Source organism: Enterobacter quasihormaechei, from assembly GCF_004331385.1.
GTDB classification, from domain to species: Bacteria; Pseudomonadota; Gammaproteobacteria; order Enterobacterales; family Enterobacteriaceae; genus Enterobacter; species Enterobacter quasihormaechei.
In genome coordinates this window covers 65493-85826 of the sequence record NZ_SJON01000001.1, presented here as the reverse complement: position 1 = coordinate 85826, position 20334 = coordinate 65493, and the positions used below count along the sequence as shown (strand labels likewise).

Here is a 20334-nt window from a genome sequence, read left to right as displayed (position 1 = left end):
CATGACGGAATTTATTGGGGGAGGAGGACGGGGGATGAGACTTTTTGCCGGGGCAAAAGGGCGTGTAGGCCGGGTAAGCGCAGCGCCACCCGGCATTTTTATCTTACTCTGCTTCCGCCAGCTGACGGTCGCGGCGGCATTTAAACATCCAGCCCACCAGCAGCAGGACGATCCACGCGAAGCCCACGTACAGGGAGATACGGGTATCCGGGTGATAACCAATCAGGCCAATGATGAAGACCAGGAAGATGAGGCCGACGATGGTCGTTGGCACGCCCCCCGGCACTTTGAACTTGAGCGCTTTGGCCTCTTCTGGCGACAGGCGGCGACGGAACGCAATCTGCGACAGCAGGATCATGATCCACACCCACACGGTGGCGAAGGTCGCCAGCGACGCGATTACCAGGAAGACGTTCTCCGGCATGATGTAGTTCAGGTAGACCGAGAACAGCAGCGCCACGGTCATCACCAGCACCGTTACCCACGGAGTGCCGCGACGCGACGTTTTGGCAAACACCTTCGGCGCGCTGCCCTGCTCCGCCATGCCGTGCAGCATGCGGCCCACGCCGAACACGTCACTGTTGATGGCCGACAGCGAGGCGGTCAGCACCACAAAGTTGAGAATACTGGCCGCAAACGCAATGCCCATATGCTGGAAGGTCAGAACAAACGGGCTGCCGTTGGTGCCCACCTGGTTCCACGGGTAGATGGACATAATCACAAACAGCGTGCCCACATAGAACACCAGGATGCGCATCGGCACCGAGTTAATGGCGCGCGGAATGGACTTCTCAGGGTCTTTCGCTTCCCCGGCGGTAATGCCGATAATCTCGATACCGCCATAGGCGAACATGACCATCTGAAGCGACATGACCATCCCAAGCCAGCCGTTGCTGAAGAAGCCGCCGTTGCTCCACAGGTTATGGATGCCGGTTGGCTGCCCGCCGTTGCCGATACCCCAGATGATAATGCCGAAACCGGCGAGGATCATGATGATAATGGTCGCAACCTTGAAGAAGGAGAACCAGAACTCCAGCTCGCCAAACACCTTCACGCTCATCAGGTTAACGGCGCAGATGATCAGTACCACGCTCAGCACCCAGATCCAGTGCGGCACGGCGGGGAACCAGACCCCCATATAGATGCCAAACGCCGTTACGTCAGCAATCGCGACAATCAGGATTTCGAAGCAGTAGGTCCAGCCGGTGATAAAACCGGCCAGCGGGCCCAGGTTTTCCTGCGCGTAGCGTGAAAACGAGCTGGCAGACGGGTTGTGAACCGACATCTCACCCAGCGCGCGCATGATGATATAAGCCGCGGCGCCGCCGATGATGTAGGCCAGCAGAACGCTTGGACCGGCCATTTTGATGGCATCTGCCGAGCCATAAAAAAGACCGGTGCCGATAGCCGAGCCCAGCGCCATAAAGCGGATGTGGCGGGTGCTCAATCCACGTTTAAGTTTGTTAGTGCTTTCCATTAAAATCTTGCCATTCAACACGAAAAAAACAAAAAACCACGGGGCCTTAAGCCCCGTGGTTAAACAATTTGTTGCCGTTGATTAATGGGCGTTGGAGGTTACCTGACGCCCGGCAGCACGGTCCCAAACTATCGCCAGAACCAGCGCAACAACGGAAGGCATCAGCCAGGCCAGGCCCTGCTCGGACAGCGGCAGACGCTGTGTCCAGGCTGGCAGGATTTCTGCAAATGCTGATGCTTTGATCCCGTCAAGGATACCAAAAATCAGGCTGATAAACATGGTTGGCGCAATAATTCGCGTAGAGTTATGCCACCACGGACGCGTGAAGCTCAGCACGACCAGCACGATACATGGCGGATAGATCGCCGTCAGCACCGGAATGGACACCTGAATTAGGTGGCTCAGACCGAGGTTCGACACCGCCATGGAGAAGATGCCGAGGATAAACACCAGCGTGCGGTAAGAGAGCGGCAGATACTGGGCGAAGAACTCTGCACAGGCGCAGGTCAGGCCCACCGCCGTCACCAGGCACGCGAGGAAAATCAGCGCTGCCAGCAGCATGCTGCCTGCCCCACCAAAGGTGTGCTGCACGTAAGCATGCAGGATCGCCGCGCCGTTTGCGCTCTGATCGACCAGCGTTGCGCTATCTGACCCCAGACGGAACAGCGCCAGATACAGCAGCGTCAGGCCGACACCGGCCATCAGGCCAGCCCAGATGGTGTAGCGGGTCAGCAGACGCGCTTCGGTCACACCGCGAGAACGCGCGGCGTTAACGATAACAATACCAAACACCATCGCGCCGAGCGTATCCATCGTCAGATAGCCATTCACGAAACCGTTTGAGAACGCCGCGTTCTCATACGCGTCCATCGCGGAGCTGATAGGACCCGCAGGCCAGACGATAGCCGCAACCGCCAGCACGATCAGCGCCACAATTTTCAGCGGTGCCAGGAAGTTACCTACGGTATCCAGCAGTTTGCCCGGATAGAGAGAAACCAGAATCACGATGGCGAAGTAAATCAGGCTGTAAATAAACAGCGGCATCGCGCCGTCACCGGTCAGCGGAGCGATACCCACTTCAAAGGAGACGGTCGCCGTACGCGGGGTTGCGAACAGCGGGCCAACGGCCAGATAGCAGACGGTTGCCAGCAGAACGCCGGCCACTTTGCCAATCGGGGTGCTGAGGCTGTCCACACCGCCGCCCACTTTCGCCAGCGCGATGACGGTCAGTACCGGTAGACCCACGGCAGTCAGCAGGAAGCCAAACGCAGCCGTCCAGACGTGTTCACCCGCCTGTAAGCCAACCATTGGCGGGAAAATGATGTTGCCTGCGCCAACGAACAGCGCAAATGTCATAAAGCCCAGCGCGATAATGTCACGCGATTTCAAGTGATGGGTCATAAAACCTTACTGCCTGTGGATGTGGTGTTGAAAACGTTGAGATTTTCGCCATCCCTGACGGGACAATGCAGCGGAAAATTTGCTCAATTTCAGCGGGATATGCTCCCGTCCTGGCGTGGAGAAGAATAGTTTTTCGATTTACCACGCATATACAGTCGGTCTGACAGTATATGGGGGGCAATTTAAACGCTTATAACGTTTAAAGGCAAGGAGGGATCGTAAAACCAGAACAATATGCCAGCATGAAAATGCAGACCAAAATAATATGCCATGTATAAGAAAAACTCATGGCTAATCATGCGAACAAAAAAGCAGCAGCCGTATAATATTCAGCCGCGTTTCGCTTGACTGCAAAGCAAACGGGCCAGCAAGTGCTGGCCCGTGGAAAGGTAAACTGACACACCTGCCGTCAGGCGCTTTTTTTGGCAATTAATCGTTCCGGAAGCACGAAGCTGAAGCGCGTGCCCTTACCCAGAGTACTTTCGATATCAAGACGGCTGTCGTGGTGGCTCACCGCATGCTTCACGATTGCCAGCCCCAGCCCGCTCCCCCCGGTCTGCCGCGAGCGCGCTTTATCCACCCGGTAGAACCGTTCGGTAAGACGCGGGAGATGTTCTGGCCCAATCCCCGGGCCGTTGTCCTCGACGCTAAATTCAGCGCCCGCCGGGGTATGCTGCCAGCGCACCGTAATATGCGTCCCTTGCGGGGTATGGTTCACGGCGTTATACACCAGGTTTGAGATAGCACTGCGCAACTCATCTTCACTGCCAAGCACTTTCAGCGTGTTATCAACGTCAAAAGCCAGCGTGTGCTGATTATGGCTCAGCGTTTGGGCCTCGCGCTCTACCACCCGCAGCATCATCGGCACGTCAATGATGTCGTTTAGCGCCAGCGACGGGGCTGCCTCAATCTTTGAAAGCGTCAGCAGCTGTTTGACCAGCCCTTCCATGCGGAACGTCTGCTCCCGCATGGTATGCAGCGCTTTCTCACGCGGCGCCCCCTCCAGCGTTTGTTCCTGCATCATCTCAAGGTAGCCCTGAAGCACCGTCAGCGGCGTACGCAGCTCGTGACTGACGTTAGCAAAGAAGTTACGGCGCGCGCCCTCAAGCTGGTGCATCTGGGTTACGTCACGCGCCACCATCAGCCACTGCCGATCGCTGTAGGGCATCACGCGGATTTCCAGATGACGACCGTTGTTGAGCTTAAGGTTATGCGGACGGGTAAAATCGCGCTTTTTCAGATACAGCGTGAACTCGGGATAACGCAGAAGGTTAAGGATATTTTGGCCGTTATCATCCGGCCAGCGCAGGCCCAGCAGCTGTTGCGCGAGGCCATTACACCAGAAGATGGTCCCTTCTTCCGTCGTCAGGATCACCGCGTCCGGCAGCGACTCCGCGCCGCTGCGAAAGCGTTTGATCAGGCTTCCCAGCTCACGACGGCGCTTTTTATTACGCATCTGCATCTGGTGCAGGCCGTAGAGCAGCGGCTCCCAACTCCCGCTTCCCGGCGGAGGTGTCATACTCCTGTCGACCCATAGCCACCATGACAGGCGCAGTAAATTCCAGAAATGCCAGACGAGCAGTCCCGTCACGGCCACCAGTAAAAACCACGGCAGATAGCCAAAAACAGCCCCCAGAATGAGGGCCGGAATACAGCATAAGATCAGTTCAAAGACGAGCCTTTTCCATGACAGACGTTCCAGCACGCGTCACACTCCTGTCATTGTTCAGAAACGGGTCGAGAAACGATAACCCGTGCCGCGGACCGTCTGTACCATGCGATCGTGGCCGCTCAGTTCCAGTGCTTTACGCAGGCGGCGAATATGGACGTCAACCGTTCGGTCTTCGACATAGACGTTAGTTCCCCAGACGTTATTCAGCAACTGTTCGCGGCTGTAAACGCGTTCCGGGTGTGTCATAAAGAAGTGAAGGAGTTTAAATTCGGTGGGCCCCATATCGAGGGGATTTTCACCGGTCATGACCCGGTGTGAGGTTGGATCGAGGCTCAGCCCCTGCATCTCAATCACCTCTTCCACCGCCATCGGTGAAATACGGCGCATCACCGCTTTGATTCGAGCCACCAGCTCTTTCGGGGAGAACGGTTTGGTAATGTAATCGTCCGCGCCGGTTTCCAGGCCGCGCACGCGATCCTCTTCCTCACCGCGCGCCGTCAACATCACTACCGGGATATCGCGGGTCATCGCCTCGCGCTTAATATGCTTGATAAACTGCAATCCGGAACCGCCAGGCAGCATCCAGTCCAGCAGGATCAGGTCGGGCCAGGGTTCATTCAGCTGGTTCACCGCGCTGTCATAATCTTCCGCTTCAACCGGCTGGAAGCCATTTTGTTCAAGCACGAAGCACACCATTTCACGGATCGGAGCTTCATCTTCTACGACCAGAATACGTCTCGCCATACTTTGCCCTGTCTTATCGTATTTAAGTTACAAGTCTGTAATGCGGCGTCATTATGCGTCAGATTTATGACAGATTTATGAAAAACATTACCACGGTAAATGGCAAACTGTTGTTTTATTACAGCGGTTATTTTCCGCTCCCCGAAAGTTTATAATCCTGCTTTCTTATTATTGCCACGGATCTCTTATGCGCATACTTCACACCTCAGACTGGCACCTGGGTCAAAATTTTTACAGCAAAAGCCGCGCCGCGGAACATGAAGCGTTCCTGAACTGGCTGCTGGAGACGGCTCAGGCTCACGAGGTGGACGCAATCATTGTGGCGGGCGACATTTTTGATACCGGATCGCCGCCGAGCTATGCGCGTGAGCTGTACAACCGTTTTGTGGTCAACCTCCAGCAAACCGGTTGTCATCTGGTGATTGTCGCCGGAAACCATGATTCCGTGGCGATGCTGAACGAATCCCGCGATATTCTGGCGTACCTCAATACCACCGTGGTAGCCAGCGCCGGCCACGCGCCGCAGATCCTGAAAAAACGCGACGGCACGCCGGGCGCGGTGCTGTGCCCTATCCCGTTTTTACGCCCGCGCGATATCGTGCAAAGCCAGGCCGGCCTGTCCGGCAGCGAAAAGCAGCAGCATCTGTTGCAGGCCATCACGCGCTATTACCACCAGCAACATACGGAAGCCTGTGCCCTGCGCGGTGAACAGGCCATTCCGATCGTTGCCACCGGACACCTCACCACCGTCGGGGCCAGTAAGAGTGACGCGGTGCGCGAAATTTATATCGGTACGCTGGACGCGTTTCCGGCGCAGAACTTCCCGCCCGCTGACTACATTGCCCTCGGGCACATTCACCGGGCGCAAATCATCGGCGGCTGCGAGCACATCCGCTACAGCGGCTCGCCCATTTCGCTCAGTTTTGACGAAACGGGCAAAGCCAAATCCGTGCATCTGGTGAGCTTCACCGACGGCAAACTCAGCGCCGTTGAGACGCTTGAGGTCCCGGTCACCCAGCCGCTGGCGGTGCTGAAAGGCGATCTGGCCGCCATTACCGCCCAGCTTGAACAGTGGCGCGGCGCAGCGCTTAACCCGCCCGTCTGGCTCGATATCGAAATCGCCACCGACGACTACCTGTACGATATGCAGCGTAAAATTCAGACGCTGACGGAAGACCTTCCCGTGGAGGTGCTGCTGGTACGCCGCAGCCGCGAGCAGCGCGAGAAAATTCTGCTGAGTGCTCAACGTGAAACGCTGAGCGAACTCCGGGTTGAAGAGGTGTTCGCGCGGCGGCTTGCGCATGAAGAGATGGACGAGGCCAGGCAAACGAGGCTTAACGAGCTGTTTGCCCAGACCCTGCATACCCTCAATGACGAGGAAGAAAACGCATGAAAATTCTGAGCCTGCGTCTGAAAAATCTCAATTCACTGAAAGGCGAGTGGAAAATTGATTTCACCGCGGAGCCGTTCGCCAGCAACGGGCTGTTTGCCATCACCGGTGCCACTGGCGCAGGCAAAACCACGCTGCTGGACGCCATCTGCCTGGCGCTCTACCACGAAACGCCGCGCCTTAATAAGGTCTCCCAGGCCCAAAACGACCTGATGACGCGCGATACCGCCGAATGTCTGGCAGAGGTGGAGTTCGAGGTCAAAGGCGTCGCCTATCGCGCTTTCTGGAGCCAGAACCGTGCCCGCAACCAGCCGGACGGAAACTTACAGGCACCGCGCGTGGAGCTGGCCCGCTGCGAAGACGGCAAAATTCTGGCCGACAAAGTCACGGATAAGCTGGAACAAACCGCCGCACTGACCGGGCTGGACTATGGACGCTTTACCCGCTCGATGCTGCTCTCTCAGGGGCAGTTTGCCGCTTTCCTGAATGCGAAACCGAGCGATCGCGCTGAGCTGCTGGAAGAACTGACCGGCACGGAAATTTACGGCCAGATTTCCGCCATGGTCTTTGAAAAACATAAAGCGGCACGCAGCGCGCTGGAGATGTGTGAAGCGCAGGCCGCAGGCGTAGTGCTGCTGAGCGAGGAACAGCAGCAGCACTTGCAGCAAAGTTTGCAGGCACTCACTGACGAAGAAAAGATCCTGCTGGCCCGGCAGCAGAGCCAACAGAAAGATTTTCAGTGGCTTACGCGTAACGACGAGCTAATACGTGAACAGCAGCGCGCAGCCGTTTCGCAGCAGCAGGCGCAACAGGCTCTGACGGACGCCGCTCCCCAACTGGCGAAGCTTCAGCTGGCCCAGCCCGCCGCCCAGCTGCGCCCCCTGTGGGAGCACCAGCAGGAGCAGACCGCCCGCCTGTCGCAGACCACAGAGCGAATTGCTGAAGTAAATACTCGCTTACTCGACAGAGCGGCACAGCGCGCGCGTATCCGCAACGGTGCGCTGCGCAACCGTGAACAGTTGCAGACAGAGCACACGGCGCTGACGCAGTGGCTGACCGAACACGATCGTTTCCGTCAGTGGGGACAGGAAATTGCCGGCTGGCGGGCGCATTTTACGCAGCTGAGTCGCGATAAAAATCAGCTCGCGGCCCAGTCGGCGCGCATTGCTGAGCTCCGCCAGAAGCTGGCCGGGATGCCGGAAAGTACGCTGACGCTGACGGCTGAGGCCATCACAACCGCAATGGAGCAACAGGCACACACGCGGGCGCTTCGCCAGCGCCTGACCGCACTTCACGCTCGCTATCAGCCGCTGCAAAAAAGGCTGCGCCAGAATGCGGAAAGCGTGAAGAAAGCACAGGCTGAGCAGGTCACGCTCAACGACACCCTGACCCTGCGCCGCCAGCAGTATAAAGAGAAAAATCAGCACTTTGTCGATCTTAAGGCGCTCTGTGAGCGTGAAGCGACAATCAAAGATCTTGAGAACTATCGTGCTCAGCTGGAAGCCGGTAAGCCTTGCCCGCTCTGCGGCTCATGCGAACATCCGGCCGTGGTGCAGTATCAGGCACTCGAACTGACCGACAATCAGCGCCGCCGCGATGCCCTCGAAAAAGAGGTTGTCGCGCTGAAAGAGGAAGGGTTGCTGGTGCTCGGGCAGGTCAATGCGCTGACCCAGCAGATCCAGCGCGAGACAGCGGAAGCCCAGTCCCTCTCTCAGGAAGAGCAAGCACTCACTAAAGAGTGGCTGGAGGTCTGCACGTCCCTGAACATAGCGCTGAATATTCAGGATGATATTGCCCCCTGGATGAGCGAACAGGAGCAGTACGAACGCCAGCTTTATCAGCTAAGCCAGCGTCTGACGCTGCAAAACCAGCTCAATGAACAGGAAGGACAGGCGCGCCAGCACCAGCAGCAGCTGGCGGCGACGCGTCAGGCGCTGGCGGCCTCGTTACGGTCGCTGTCGCTTAGCGAGCCCGATGAGGGTACTGAAAATGCCTGGCTCAGCGCGCGCGAAAACGAATACGCCCGGTGGCAGGAAAAACAGGCCCAGCACGGTACGATTCAGGAGCGTATTAACGCCCTGATGCCCATTCTGGATACGCTGCCGGTTTCTGATAATGCAGAAGCCGACGCGGTGATCCCTGAAAACTGGCGTGCGATCCACGACGAATGCGTGTCGCTGCAAAGCCAGCTCGCCACCCTACAGCAGCAGGAGACCCTGGAGCGTGAACGGCTTCAGCAATCGCAGGCTCAGTTCAGCGCCGCGCTGACCGCGAGCTGCTTCGCCGATCGCGAGGCATTTCTCGCCGCCCTGCTGGATGATGCGTCGATCCGCCAGCTTGAACAGCAAAAGCAGACGCTCGAGAACCAGCTTCAGCAGGCCATGGCGCTCTCGGTACAGGCAAGCCAGCAGCTTCAGGCGCACCAGACACAACGCCCGGAGGGGCTGGAAACCGATATCGCAACCCTTCAGGCACGGTTACAGCAGCTGGCGCAGCAGCTTCGGGACAACACCACGCATCAGGGGGAGATCCGCCAGCAGCTCAAACAGGACAGCGATAACCGTCTGCACCAGCAGGCGTTAATGCAGCAGATTGAGGAAGCGGCGCGTCAGGCCGACGACTGGGGCTATCTCAATGCGCTGATAGGCTCCAGCACCGGCGATAAATTCCGTAAATTTGCCCAGGGGCTGACGCTGGATAATCTGGTGTGGCTTGCCAACCAGCAGCTCAACCGTCTGCACGGCCGCTACCTGCTCCAGCGTAAAGCGAGCGACGCGCTGGAGCTGGAGGTGGTCGACACCTGGCAGGCCGATGCGGTACGCGATACGCGCACCCTTTCCGGCGGGGAGAGTTTCCTGGTCAGCCTGGCGCTGGCCTTAGCGCTTTCCGATCTGGTCAGTCACAAAACGCGGATTGACTCGCTGTTCCTGGATGAAGGGTTCGGCACGCTCGACAGCGAAACGCTGGATACCGCGCTGGATGCGCTCGACGCGCTGAACGCCACCGGGAAAACCATCGGCGTGATCAGCCACGTCGAGGCAATGAAAGATCGTATTCCGGTGCAGATCAAAGTGAAGAAGATCAACGGGCTGGGATACAGCAGGCTGGACAGGGAGTTTGCGGTGGGTTAAATGATGGGGCGCTGCGGTCTGGTGCCCTCACCCTGGCCCTCTCCCCGTGGGAGAGGGTACAAAAACTTGCGTTGCTGTTTTGCGTTTATTCCGGCCACAACCACGCCGCGCCGCGCACGCCGCTGGAATCACCGTGAACGGCTTTGCGGATCGGCGTTTCACACTCGCCGCCAAATACCCACTGTTTTATCAGCGTGGGCACCGTCGCGTACAGCCGGTCGACGTTGCTCATGCCGCCGCCCAGCACAATCACGTCAGGATCGAGAATATTGATCACATGCGCCAGGGATTTTGCCAGCCGCATTTCGTAGCGGCTGAGCGCCAGTTCAGCCACCGGATCCTGCTCCTCAACCAGACGCATAATCTCGTTACCTTTCAGCGGCTGGCCGCTCAGACGATGATAATCGGTGGCAAACCCCGTCCCGGAAATAAAGGTCTCAATACAGCCCTGCTTGCCGCAGTAGCACGGTACTTCGGCGCGGTATTTGAGTTCATCTTCGTCCATCCACGGCAGCGGGTTGTGTCCCCACTCGCCCGCGGTGCCGTTGCCGCCAATATGCGAGCGTCCGCCGATAGCCACGCCCGCCCCGCAGCCGGTGCCGATGATGACCGCAAAAACGGTCTGCGCGCCTGCCGCGGCGCCATCGACGGCCTCGGACACCGCCAGGCAGTTGGCGTCATTTGCCAGACGCACTTCCCGGTTCAGACGTTGACTTACGTCTTTATCAAACGGCTGACCGTTGAGCCAGGTGGAGTTGGCATTTTTCACCACGCCAGTATAGGGCGATATGGAGCCGGGGATCCCAATCCCCACGGTCCCCGTCTCGCCCGTTGCCTGCTCTGCCATATCGACCAGGCGGGCAATCGTTTCGAGGGTCTGGTGATAATCATCGCGCGGCGTAGGCAGACGGTGGCGAAACAGTTGCTCTCCCTGCTCGCTCAGCGCAATAACTTCTGTTTTGGTGCCGCCCAAATCAATCCCAATACGCACAAGACACTCCTCATTATTTTGATTATCAACAGAGTAGAAGCCCGCATCCCGATTAGCAATGCAAGCGATGCGACAATTCGTTATCATGCCCGCTGATTTAACGACAAGGCCGTGGAAATTATCATGCTGTGGTTCAAAAATTTGATGGTTTACCGTCTCAGCCGCGACGTTTCGCTGCGTGCAGAAGAGATGGAAAAACAGTTAGCCGCTTACTCCTTTACCCCTTGCGGTAGCCAGGATATGGCAAAAACCGGCTGGGTTCCGCCAATGGGTTCTCAAAGCGATGCGCTGACCCACGCCAGCAGCACGGGGCAAATCATCGTTTGCGCCCGTAAAGAAGAGAAGATCCTGCCAACGCCCGTGGTTAAGCAGGCGCTCGAAGCGAAGATCTTCAAGCTGGAAGCTGAACAAGGCCGTAAGCTTAAAAAAACCGAAAAAGATTCGCTGAAGGATGAAGTGCTGCACTCGCTGCTGCCGCGCGCCTTTAGCCGCTTTAGCCAGACCATGATGTGGATCGACACCGTTAACGGGCTGATCATGGTGGACTGCGCCAGCGCCAAAAAAGCGGAAGATACGCTGGCGCTGCTGCGTAAGAGCCTTGGCTCATTGCCGGTGGTTCCGCTGGCGCTGGAAACGCCGATTGAGCTGACCCTGACGGAGTGGGTGCGTAGCGGGACGGCCGCTCAGGGCTTCCAGATCCTTGATGAAGCAGAGCTGAAAGCGCTGCTGGAAGACGGCGGCGTGATCCGGGCGAAGAAACAGGATTTGGTGAGCGACGAAATCGCCGTGCACATTGAAGCGGGCAAAGTGGTGACCAAACTGGCGCTCGACTGGCAGCAGCGCATTCAGTTTGTGATGTGTGATGACGGCTCGGTGAAGCGTCTGAAATTCTGCGATGAACTGCGCGATCAGAACGAAGATATCGACCGCGAAGATTATGCCCAGCGCTTTGACGCAGACTTTATCCTGATGACCGGCGAGCTGGCGGCGCTGATCCAGAATCTGGTGGAAGGCCTCGGCGGCGAAGCGCAGAGATAATTCTCCATCACCCTCTCCCCAACGGGGAGAGGGAAAAAAACATCACTTCAGATAGCGGCACAGATAAGAGGTTGGCTCTGCAACCTGTAAATGGAACTCGCTGTGGCCCGGCACGTTGAATACCTGCCCGGCGCTATAGACTTTCCACTCCGTTTCACCCGGCAGTAAGACGTTCAGCGCGCCGCTGACCACCGTCATCTCTTCCGCTTCTGCGGTGCCAAAGGTGTATTCCCCTTCTGCCATTACGCCGACACTGGCGCGGCCAGTGCTGCTGCTGGTAAAACCAATGGATTTCACTTTACCGGAAAAGTATTCGTTACTTTGAAGCATGAACTGGCCCTTATATTTATAGAGAAAAATCCACTATAGGGGCCATGCTCATGACCTGTCACGCAAAATTCATTACACCAGTAATTCCGACGCCAGGCGCGCCATCAGGACGTTAGAGAGCAACACCGGAACATCCAGCGCCTTTTGCAGTAAATCACGATGCCGCTGATGGAACCCCAGGCAGTCCAGCATCAGGACATCCGCCCCTCTGTCGATCAACTCCTGTCCCGCCGCAATCAGTTTCGCTTCGCTGTCCCAGAACGGATTTGCCAGCGCGTACAGCGGAGTGTGCTCCAGCGCGGCCCACTTCACCGTCTGGTTATCCAGCAGTTCTTCAACGGGAACGATAACCCCAACCTGATGACCATCCACAATTGACGCCACCAGCGGCGGAATGATCCGCATCGGTTCGAGCAGAATGGCATTTCGCGCGCTAAGCCCTTTAACCGGTGCCGTGCTCATCAGCAAAATAACGTCATAGTCTTGATTATCGAGCACTTCGATCACGCCCTGTAGCGCGCGCTCAATTTTCTGGCGCGACACATGCGCCAGTTTACCGTCGCTTAATAACGTTGCCAGGGGCTCATCCCCCGCCTCGACAGCGTAGTCTTCCATGACCTCTTCCCGACTCATCTTCCCTAACAGGCTAAGATGCTTAATCTGTTGTTCAGAGATATGCTCCGTGAGGAGCGGTAATACTTCGCTTACAGGGACCACACCGATTGTGAGGATCGCCAACGTCGCCTTCATTTTGATCGCCTTTCGTTACTACCACAACTGCCACACAGGTACAGGCTCACTACGCTGCACCGTTCATTTATTCAACAAAACAGCACCAAGCGTAGCAGGGGATCTCTACACCGTAGTGTAAAGATCGACTGGCCTTTCCGAATCCACCTGTAATAACTAAATATTAACTGCTACTTAACATTGGCGATAAGTTAAAAGTGTGATGCAGGCACGGTTGTAACGAATTCGGACTTTTATCAGGACTTCTCTGGATCCTCATAGCGCCGTTTCGCATCCCGCGCTTCCTGTTCGGTTTCATGTTCGCTGATCAGCGAATCCGGTTTGGGGTGATCGGCACGCAGCTGATACCAGGTTACGGTCTCATCGCCATTACCTTTTTCAACGGTAACGATGCGGGCTTCACGTGGATAGGGAGGTCTGGTTGGCATAGCTCATCCTTTTTTTATGTCTGAGCTATGAGTATAGACGGCTGTTAGCTGGCGCAAGCCAAACGCAGGGCGGTAATAATCTGAATCGCAACTTTTTCGGGTGACGCCGAGGCATCCACAACATGGTGTGCCGCCTCGCGGTATAGCGCATCGCGTTCGGCGAGCACGTCGCTGACCTCTTCACTCAGCGGTTTCGCGGTCAGCGCCGGGCGCTGCCCCTCTTCCGGAAAGGCTTCCAGCCGCCCCACCAGCGTCGACACCGGGGCACAGAGGTAGATCACGACACCTTTTTCGCGCATAAACTGACGATTATACGGTGCCAGAATAATGCCCCCACCGGTTGCAATCACGGTTGACGGTGCGGTCACCGCTTCCAGCGTAGCCGTTTCGCGCGCACGAAAGCTCTCCCACCCCTCATTCTCCACGATATCGGCGATGGTCTGACCGGCATTCTCCTGGAGCCAGTGGTCAGTATCGACGAACTGACTCTGGCACAAACGCGCCAGCTCCAGACCAACGGTCGTTTTCCCACAGCCGCGAGGGCCAACTAAAAAGATGGGTGGGTTCATAACCAGGTATTCCCCTTGATGCCGGATAACTGAAGGCTGTAAAGAAATGATTGCAGAAGATGTTGCGCTAACTTTACTGCAAAGCGGTACGGAATGACAAGCCTGTGGAAGCCACACTGTACCACAAAACAGCCCGGAGGATGTCTACGCCGGGCGGCGTTTCACTTCCAGCAGCCATTTATCCAGCTCGGCGGCAAACTGCTGGCGATCGCGCTGCGACAGGCTATCTGGCCCACCGGTCTGCACGCCGCTGGAACGCAGCGTATCCATAAAATCACGCATGGTGAGTTTCTCGCGGATCGTTGCAGGAGAATAACGTTCTCCGCGCGGGTTCAGCGCCGCCGCCCCTTTCGCCAGAACATCGGCCGCCAGCGGGATATCCGCGGTGATCACCAAATCCCCTGCGCTGCACAGGCGTACTATCTCGTTATCCGCCACGTCGAACCCGGCCGGAACGCGCAGAGAACGAATGTATCTGGAGGGCGGCACGCGGATATTCTGGTTCGCCACCAGCGTCAGCGGCATCTGCACGCGCTCGGCAGCGCGAAATAAAATCTCTTTGATCACGTTCGGACACGCGTCCGCATCAACCCAAATCGCCATAGTCTCTCCCCAATATGATTCTGGCGACTATTGTCGCCTGCATTTCGTTGTTAAGCTATCAGTGAGAGATAACAACGCATAAAAACGGAGAGACGTGATGGATAAGAAAATCGGGTTTATCGGCTGCGGGAACATGGGTAAAGCTATCCTCGGTGGACTGATTGCCAGCGGCCAGGTGCTGCCGGGGCAGATTTGGGTCTATACCCCGTCACCGGATAAAGTCGCGGCGCTGCGTGATGAGTATGGTATCAACGCCGCAGAAAGCGCGCAGGAAGTGGCTCAGGTGGCGGACATTGTCTTTGGCGCCGTTAAGCCGAATATCATGATTAAAGTCCTGAGCGAGATCACCTCCAGCCTGAATAAAGATACCCTGGTGGTGTCGATTGCCGCAGGCGTGACCCTCGATCAGCTCGCCCGCGCGCTGGGCCACGACCGTAAGATTGTTCGCGCCATGCCAAACACCCCGTCGCTGGTGAATGCCGGCATGACCTCCGTGACCCCGAACGCCCTGGTGACGTCTGAAGACGTGGCGGATGTACTGAATATTTTCCGCTGCTTCGGCGAAGCGGAAGTGATTGCCGAAGCGATGATCCACCCGGTAGTTGGCGTGAGCGGCTCGGCGCCGGCGTATGTCTTTATGTTTATCGAAGCCATGGCGGATGCCGCCGTGCTGGGCGGCATGCCGCGCGCGCAGGCTTACAAATTTGCGGCGCAGGCGGTAATGGGCTCGGCCAAAATGGTGCTGGAAACGGGTAAACATCCGGGCGAACTGAAAGATATGGTGTGCTCGCCGGGCGGCACGACCATTGAAGCCGTGCGCGTGCTGGAAGATCGTGGGTTCCGCTCCGCCGTGATCGAGGCGATGCAAAAATGCATGGAAAAATCAGAGAAGCTGAGTAAGTCCTGATGAGTAACGCCGCCGGAACGGTATGAGTCATCCAGTAAAAGCTGCTGGTGCCCGCTTCCCGAAGGTGCTCGTGATTTCATAACATTCATCGCTCATCTTTCTTGGGAAAATTATGAAACCATTTCCCCAGCTATAGTGAGAGAATGACAGCGAAAGTATGAAATTTTGGGTGAGCCACTATCGTGGCTCACCCTTAGCACTACGCCTGTTTCTTCAGGCACGCGCTCATGAATTTGCTGCGATCGTCGCCTTTCAGCATCTGCTGCGTCGCCTGAGCATTACACTCGCGCATTTTTTGCTGCTGCGGGGTCAGGCTTTTTTCACCCGGTTTGGCCGCACCCTTCTTAAGGCAGTCGCTCATATACGTTTTACGGGCATCCCCTTTCAGACTTTGCGATGTCGCCTGTTGGTTACAGGTCGTCATGCGCTGCTGCTGGGGCGTTAACGTTTTCTCTTCCGCGTGTGCTGAGGCCATCAGACACAGGCCAGAGAGCAGGGTAACCAGTATTGTTGTTTTCATTGCACCATCCTTTATGGGAAGTTCCACGTTAAGTCTGGTTCGTTACGGGAAAAAAACCACCCTGCAACCATGATTTTCGCCGGGCCTCCCGGTTATTTCAGTTCCGTCGCGGTACGATTATCATTACCCGGTTATGCCGTAAGGACAAAAGTCATTAATAACGTAAATAATGCGGTGAAAAGTGTGCTCTGCTTCAATTTAATTACCCCATGACAAGTGGGTAAAAATAAAAACAGCGCGACGCCAGGCATCCTGCATGACAATTCTGTGACACGTCATTTTCACCTCTGGCAGGTTAGCTGCGAGGATGCCTTAAAAGCTTCTTTACGTATTGTTGAAGCAGCTCCGCATCTTCTGCGGGCACCTGTGAATCAGGGCGAGCGTTCTCCAGCGCGCCTTCAACGTTGTCTATCAACGCCTCCTGCTCCGGTTTTGCCATCTGTCGCAACAGTGCCGTAACGACGATTTCCAGCGCCTCGACCTGGGCAACCAGCTCTTTCGACTCTTCTTCCTTTTGGGCAAGCTTAACCAACAACTCAGCAATGAGATTTTTCATGGTGCTATTTCCTTTTGTGATTCCCCCTGAAATTAACACCCTCAATGAATAATGCAAAGCATGGATTGATTTTCTCTTATGCAAAAGTGACATCGCTGCCAAAAAAGATATTCCGAACCGGGAGCGAAACGTTTTTCTAAAAGAAACGCGCCGCATTTCGTTATATAAAAATGCGGCGTTCATAAGAATAAATAATATATTATCGTGTTTACCGGGCTGACTTTGCCTCAGCGATTTGCCTGCGACGGCGTAAGGCAATGGCCAGTTGAATAATATTAATAAGTACCACCACCGCCGTTGCGGCAAATACCCAGCGGAAACCCGCCATCGCCGAGACCGATGCGCCAATCAGCGGGCCCGCTACGTTGCCTAAATACATGAACGACTGGTTGTAGCCAAAAATGCGGCCTGTTACCTGGTCACTGGAATATTTCACCAGCAGCGTCTGAACCGCAGGCAGCATGGCGCCATCGGCAAAACCAAGGAGGAAGCGCAGCACGCCAAGCTGAAGCGGTGTGGTGACGAACGACATGGCAAAGAAGAGGATCACGGCGATGATGAGCGTTGCCATCAGAATGCGCGCCGTACCGATCCTGTCGCCCAGTTTTCCCAGACGCGGCGCGGACATCAGCGCCGACACGCCCGGCACAGCGGCAATCATCCCGCTCAGAAAAGCAATGTTGCTGCTGTCCGGCGCCATCGACTTGATAAACAGCGCCAGAATCGGCCCCACCGAGCCGTTGCAGAGCTGGATCACCATCGTGGTGACAAAGAGGCTGATCATCAGGCCAGGATAAGGCAGCGAGGCGAAAACCGCCTTTCCGCTCAGTCGTTCGGATTTACTTACAGCAGGCCGCCCGCCCTCTTTGATCAGAAAAAGGGTGACCATAAAGCTGATTGTCAGCAGGATGGCGGTAATGATAAAGACCGCACGCAGCCCGACATGGTCAGCCAGGAAGCCACCGAGCAGCGGGCCGCCGATCACCCCGCTGATCTGTGCCGTGGAAAGCGTGCTGAGCGCCCAGCCGCTCCGCTCGCGCGGTACCTGCGAGGCCACCAGCGCCATGGCGTTCGGAATGTACCCGGAAGTCAGCCCCATAATCGCCCGCAGAATAAACAGCTGCCAGACGTTGGTGGCGAAGGCCTGGAGCAAAATGGCTATCGCCATCCCCAGCGAGGCGCGGAGCAACATCAGCTTGCGCCCCTTACGGTCCGCCAGACTTCCCCACATCGGTGACACTATGGCAGATACCAGAAACGTCACGCTGAACGTCAGGCCGGACCACATGGAGAGCGCTTCATGGGAAGTGACCCCCAGCTGCGACACGTACAGCGGCAGGAAGGGCAATATCTGGCTGATAGCCAGTCCGGTGAAGAAACAGCCGAACCAGACTGAAATGAGGTTAACTTTCCAGGATTCCATAACAGAAATAGTCTTCATTTTTAGGCGAATTCGCCGACAGATTAGCAAGTTACGCGCGATGGCATAGCGCCAGAGATGCGGCCTTGCAGACTTTGGTGTTTTATCTTCCCAGTCATCATATTTGTGAAACAAGTCACAATTTATCCACTTTTCGGTGGAAGATTATGCTTCATCGACACATTCCGTAACCGCGCATCCCCAAATGGAAATGGTTGGCATGGGCGGCATTATAGTTCGGCCCCAGACCGTTACCGTAATAGCCGCAGCTTGCCGACAGCAGCGCCTGTAGCCAGGGCTGCGTCTTTTCCGCTTTCCAGCCATTGAGGATGGTAACGCGCTGTCCGTTTGCCAGCCGGAAGGCACTGATATCCAGCGCATCCGCCGTGGCATGTTCACTGCGCCGCGCATCCGGGCGGCTATAGATATTGCGGCAGGCAAAGCTGCCCAGATGTTCAATGCGCGTAAGCTCGCTTCCCGTCCAGGTTTTGGTGAGCGGTCGGGCCTGCTGGCTGACAAACAGCGCCGAGCTTAACGCCAGCGGGCAACTGGCAAGAAAGCTGCCGTTCAGGCTGACGGGGCCAAAATCGCGCACGCGCACCACGTTACTTAGCGGGCACTCCCCGGCGCTGTCAGCAACAGCCTGGGTACGGATAAGCTGGCGTTGATTCGCCTGCGCTAACAGATTTTCGCACGCCTGCGGCGTTAAGCGCCGAAGTTTAAACTGGGTTATTTTTCCGGGCGGATCGTCAAGCGTAAGCGGCACGAAAGGATTGTAATACGGCGGCAACCAGCGGTAGCCCACCGCGGCGATCCCGGCAATAACGATAAGAATAAGCAGACCTTTTCCTCTCACGCGCCCCCCTTCAACATCCCTTAAAACATTATGGCAGAAGGCCGCGAAACCCGCCGGGCATCGTGGTATGTTATTGGCTTTTCGTCAGACTGGAAGAGAGTGAGATGGCAAAGCAGCGCGTAGGTATTGTCTTTGGGGGAAAATCGGCAGAGCACGAGGTGTCGTTGCAATCGGCTAAAAATATCGTTGATGCGATTGATAAAAGCCGTTTTGACGTGGTGCTGCTGGGCATTGATAAACAGGGCCAGTGGCATGTTAACGATGCCAGCCAGTATCTGCTACATGCTGACGATCCGGCGCACATTGCCCTTAATCCTTCTGATATCAGCGTCGCAACGGTGCCGGGCGTGGAACAGGGACAGCTTATTAATGCCGGGAACGCGCAGGCGCTGGCACAGATTGACGTAGTGTTCCCCATCGTTCACGGCACGCTGGGCGAAGACGGTTCCCTGCAAGGGATGTTGCGTATGGCGAACCTGCCGTTTGTCGGCTCCGATGTGCTTGGCTCTGCCGCCTGCATGGATAAAGACGTCACTAAACGTCTGCTGCGCGACGCCGGTCTGAACATTGCGCCGTTCGTGACGCTTACGCGTGCCAACCGCGATAAACACAGCTTCGCGCAGATCCAGGCGCAGCTTGGCCTGCCGCTGTTCGTGAAACCCGCGAATCAGGGCTCTTCCGTGGGCGTCAGTAAAGTGACCAGCGAAGCGCAGTTTAACGATGCCGTTCGTCTGGCCTTCGAATTCGACCATAAGGTGGTGGTTGAGCAGGGAATTAAAGGTCGCGAAATCGAGTGCGCTGTCCTGGGCAACGATTTCCCCCAGGCGAGCACCTGCGGTGAAGTGGTTCTGAGCAGCGACTTCTATTCCTACGACACCAAATATATTGACGACAAAGGTGCCCAGGTTGTGGTGCCCGCCGCGCTCGATCCCGATGTTAACGACGCGATCCGCGCGATCGCCGTTGAAGCCTATCAGGCGCTGGGATGCTGCGGGATGGCCCGCGTCGACGTGTTCCTGACGCCGGATAACGAGGTAGTGATTAACGAAATCAACACCCTGCCGGGCTTTACCAATATCAGCATGTACCCGAAATTGTGGCAGGCCAGCGGGATAAGCTATCCGGAACTGATCACCCGCCTGATTGAACTGGCGCTGGAACGTCACGCCGCTGACAGCGCCCTGAAAAGTTCGATGAACTAACGGTTACTCGACGTTCTCTGCCGTCGTCGTCTCATCGGGACGACGACGGATAATGAATCCCGCCAGCCAGAAACTGATGACCCAGGTTACCAGCCCCACCGCATAGGTTTGCCAGCCTTTCGCTTCAAAGCCCAGCAGCCCGACAACACCATTAAGAATAAAGATCAGCCCGATCGCAAAGGCGTAGTAATGCCAGTCACGGCGTAGTTTGGAAGTGAGCTTCATGACAACTCCGGCAGAAAAAAACCATCCTCTCACAGTTTACTGAAGACGTCTGTGGCGGATACGTAAATTCTGAAATGCAGCACAGTTTCACTTATGTTATCAATTTGTGACATGATGCATAAAT

20 protein-coding genes are annotated in these 20334 nt (G+C 56.4%); 5 read left to right on the top strand and 15 right to left on the bottom strand.

The window, feature by feature from the left end; genetic code table 11:
* Nucleotides 1–103: 103 nt before the first annotated feature.
* From proY to phoB, 4 genes are all read right to left on the bottom strand, one after another.
* Nucleotides 104–1477: a proline-specific permease ProY gene (gene proY, locus E0L16_RS00405; protein ID WP_063451712.1), complete on the bottom strand. Its 1374-nt coding sequence runs from the start codon at nt 1475–1477 to the stop codon at nt 104–106.
* 81 nt (nt 1478–1558) lie between these two features.
* A complete protein-coding gene (gene brnQ, locus E0L16_RS00400) occupies nt 1559–2878 on the bottom strand; it encodes a branched-chain amino acid transporter carrier protein BrnQ (RefSeq protein ID WP_063451713.1) in 1320 nt (439 codons plus the stop codon).
* A gap of 409 nt (nt 2879–3287) precedes the next feature.
* The gene (gene phoR / locus E0L16_RS00395) at nt 3288–4583 is read right to left on the bottom strand and encodes a phosphate regulon sensor histidine kinase PhoR (protein ID WP_063869094.1); all 1296 of its coding nucleotides are present in this window, start codon (nt 4581–4583) and stop codon (nt 3288–3290) included.
* Between the two features lie 21 nt (nt 4584–4604).
* Complete coding sequence (phoB, locus tag E0L16_RS00390) at nt 4605–5294, bottom strand: phosphate response regulator transcription factor PhoB (RefSeq protein ID WP_003859122.1); 690 nt, start codon at nt 5292–5294, stop codon at nt 4605–4607.
* Nucleotides 5295–5481: 187 nt separating this feature from the next.
* Here phoB and sbcD point away from each other — a divergent pair, with 187 nt between their 5' ends.
* Both sbcD and sbcC read left to right on the top strand, forming a co-directional pair.
* Nucleotides 5482–6687 (top strand): exonuclease subunit SbcD, encoded by a 1206-nt coding sequence (sbcD, locus tag E0L16_RS00385; protein WP_102749802.1) that lies wholly within the window; start codon nt 5482–5484, stop codon nt 6685–6687.
* A complete protein-coding gene (gene sbcC, locus E0L16_RS00380; protein WP_131636064.1) occupies nt 6684–9815 on the top strand; it encodes an exonuclease subunit SbcC in 3132 nt (1043 codons plus the stop codon). The genes sbcD and sbcC overlap by 4 nt, the downstream gene beginning before the upstream one ends.
* Before the next feature lie 85 nt (nt 9816–9900).
* On the opposite strand, the gene mak is transcribed toward sbcC, so the two are convergent.
* Complete coding sequence (gene mak, locus E0L16_RS00375; protein WP_131636063.1) at nt 9901–10806, bottom strand: fructokinase; 906 nt, start codon at nt 10804–10806, stop codon at nt 9901–9903.
* A gap of 123 nt (nt 10807–10929) precedes the next feature.
* Between mak and rdgC the strand changes: the two genes are divergently transcribed.
* Nucleotides 10930–11844, top strand: a complete 915-nt coding sequence (gene rdgC / locus E0L16_RS00370) for a recombination-associated protein RdgC (RefSeq protein ID WP_006809928.1) — start codon at nt 10930–10932, stop codon at nt 11842–11844.
* A gap of 42 nt (nt 11845–11886) precedes the next feature.
* Here rdgC and ppnP read toward each other — a convergent pair whose 3' ends face one another.
* The 5 genes from ppnP to E0L16_RS00345 all read right to left on the bottom strand — a co-directional run bounded on the left by ppnP (nt 11887) and on the right by E0L16_RS00345 (nt 14524).
* The gene (ppnP, locus tag E0L16_RS00365) at nt 11887–12174 is read right to left on the bottom strand and encodes a pyrimidine/purine nucleoside phosphorylase (RefSeq protein ID WP_003859131.1); all 288 of its coding nucleotides are present in this window, start codon (nt 12172–12174) and stop codon (nt 11887–11889) included.
* Nucleotides 12175–12246: 72 nt separating this feature from the next.
* Nucleotides 12247–12924: an AroM family protein gene (locus E0L16_RS00360; RefSeq protein WP_063451718.1), complete on the bottom strand. Its 678-nt coding sequence runs from the start codon at nt 12922–12924 to the stop codon at nt 12247–12249.
* A gap of 236 nt (nt 12925–13160) precedes the next feature.
* On the bottom strand, nt 13161–13352 hold the full coding sequence (gene yaiA, locus E0L16_RS00355; RefSeq protein ID WP_063451719.1) for a protein YaiA: 192 nt from the start codon (nt 13350–13352) through the stop codon (nt 13161–13163).
* Between the two features lie 44 nt (nt 13353–13396).
* The gene (gene aroL, locus E0L16_RS00350; RefSeq protein ID WP_063869102.1) at nt 13397–13921 is read right to left on the bottom strand and encodes a shikimate kinase AroL; all 525 of its coding nucleotides are present in this window, start codon (nt 13919–13921) and stop codon (nt 13397–13399) included.
* Nucleotides 13922–14065: 144 nt separating this feature from the next.
* Nucleotides 14066–14524 (bottom strand): YaiI/YqxD family protein, encoded by a 459-nt coding sequence (locus tag E0L16_RS00345; protein WP_063451721.1) that lies wholly within the window; start codon nt 14522–14524, stop codon nt 14066–14068.
* Between the two features lie 97 nt (nt 14525–14621).
* Here E0L16_RS00345 and proC point away from each other — a divergent pair, with 97 nt between their 5' ends.
* Nucleotides 14622–15431, top strand: coding sequence for a pyrroline-5-carboxylate reductase (proC, locus tag E0L16_RS00340; RefSeq protein WP_063451722.1), 810 nt, complete (start codon nt 14622–14624; stop codon nt 15429–15431).
* Between the two features lie 199 nt (nt 15432–15630).
* Here the strand turns inward: proC and psiF are convergent, their stop codons facing one another.
* The 4 genes from psiF to E0L16_RS00320 form a co-directional block, all read right to left on the bottom strand.
* Nucleotides 15631–15951: a phosphate starvation-inducible protein PsiF gene (gene psiF / locus E0L16_RS00335; RefSeq protein ID WP_131636062.1), complete on the bottom strand. Its 321-nt coding sequence runs from the start codon at nt 15949–15951 to the stop codon at nt 15631–15633.
* 295 nt (nt 15952–16246) lie between these two features.
* Complete coding sequence (gene iraP / locus E0L16_RS00330) at nt 16247–16507, bottom strand: anti-adapter protein IraP (protein ID WP_063869106.1); 261 nt, start codon at nt 16505–16507, stop codon at nt 16247–16249.
* A gap of 208 nt (nt 16508–16715) precedes the next feature.
* A complete protein-coding gene (locus E0L16_RS00325; RefSeq protein ID WP_131636061.1) occupies nt 16716–17930 on the bottom strand; it encodes a multidrug efflux MFS transporter in 1215 nt (404 codons plus the stop codon).
* 169 nt (nt 17931–18099) lie between these two features.
* Complete coding sequence (locus E0L16_RS00320) at nt 18100–18783, bottom strand: extensin-like domain-containing protein (RefSeq protein ID WP_131636060.1); 684 nt, start codon at nt 18781–18783, stop codon at nt 18100–18102.
* Nucleotides 18784–18887: 104 nt separating this feature from the next.
* Here E0L16_RS00320 and ddlA point away from each other — a divergent pair, with 104 nt between their 5' ends.
* Nucleotides 18888–19985 (top strand): D-alanine--D-alanine ligase, encoded by a 1098-nt coding sequence (ddlA, locus tag E0L16_RS00315; protein ID WP_131636059.1) that lies wholly within the window; start codon nt 18888–18890, stop codon nt 19983–19985.
* Nucleotides 19986–19988: 3 nt separating this feature from the next.
* Here the strand turns inward: ddlA and E0L16_RS00310 are convergent, their stop codons facing one another.
* On the bottom strand, nt 19989–20210 hold the full coding sequence (locus E0L16_RS00310; protein ID WP_063869114.1) for a DUF2754 domain-containing protein: 222 nt from the start codon (nt 20208–20210) through the stop codon (nt 19989–19991).
* Nucleotides 20211–20334 lie beyond the last annotated feature (124 nt).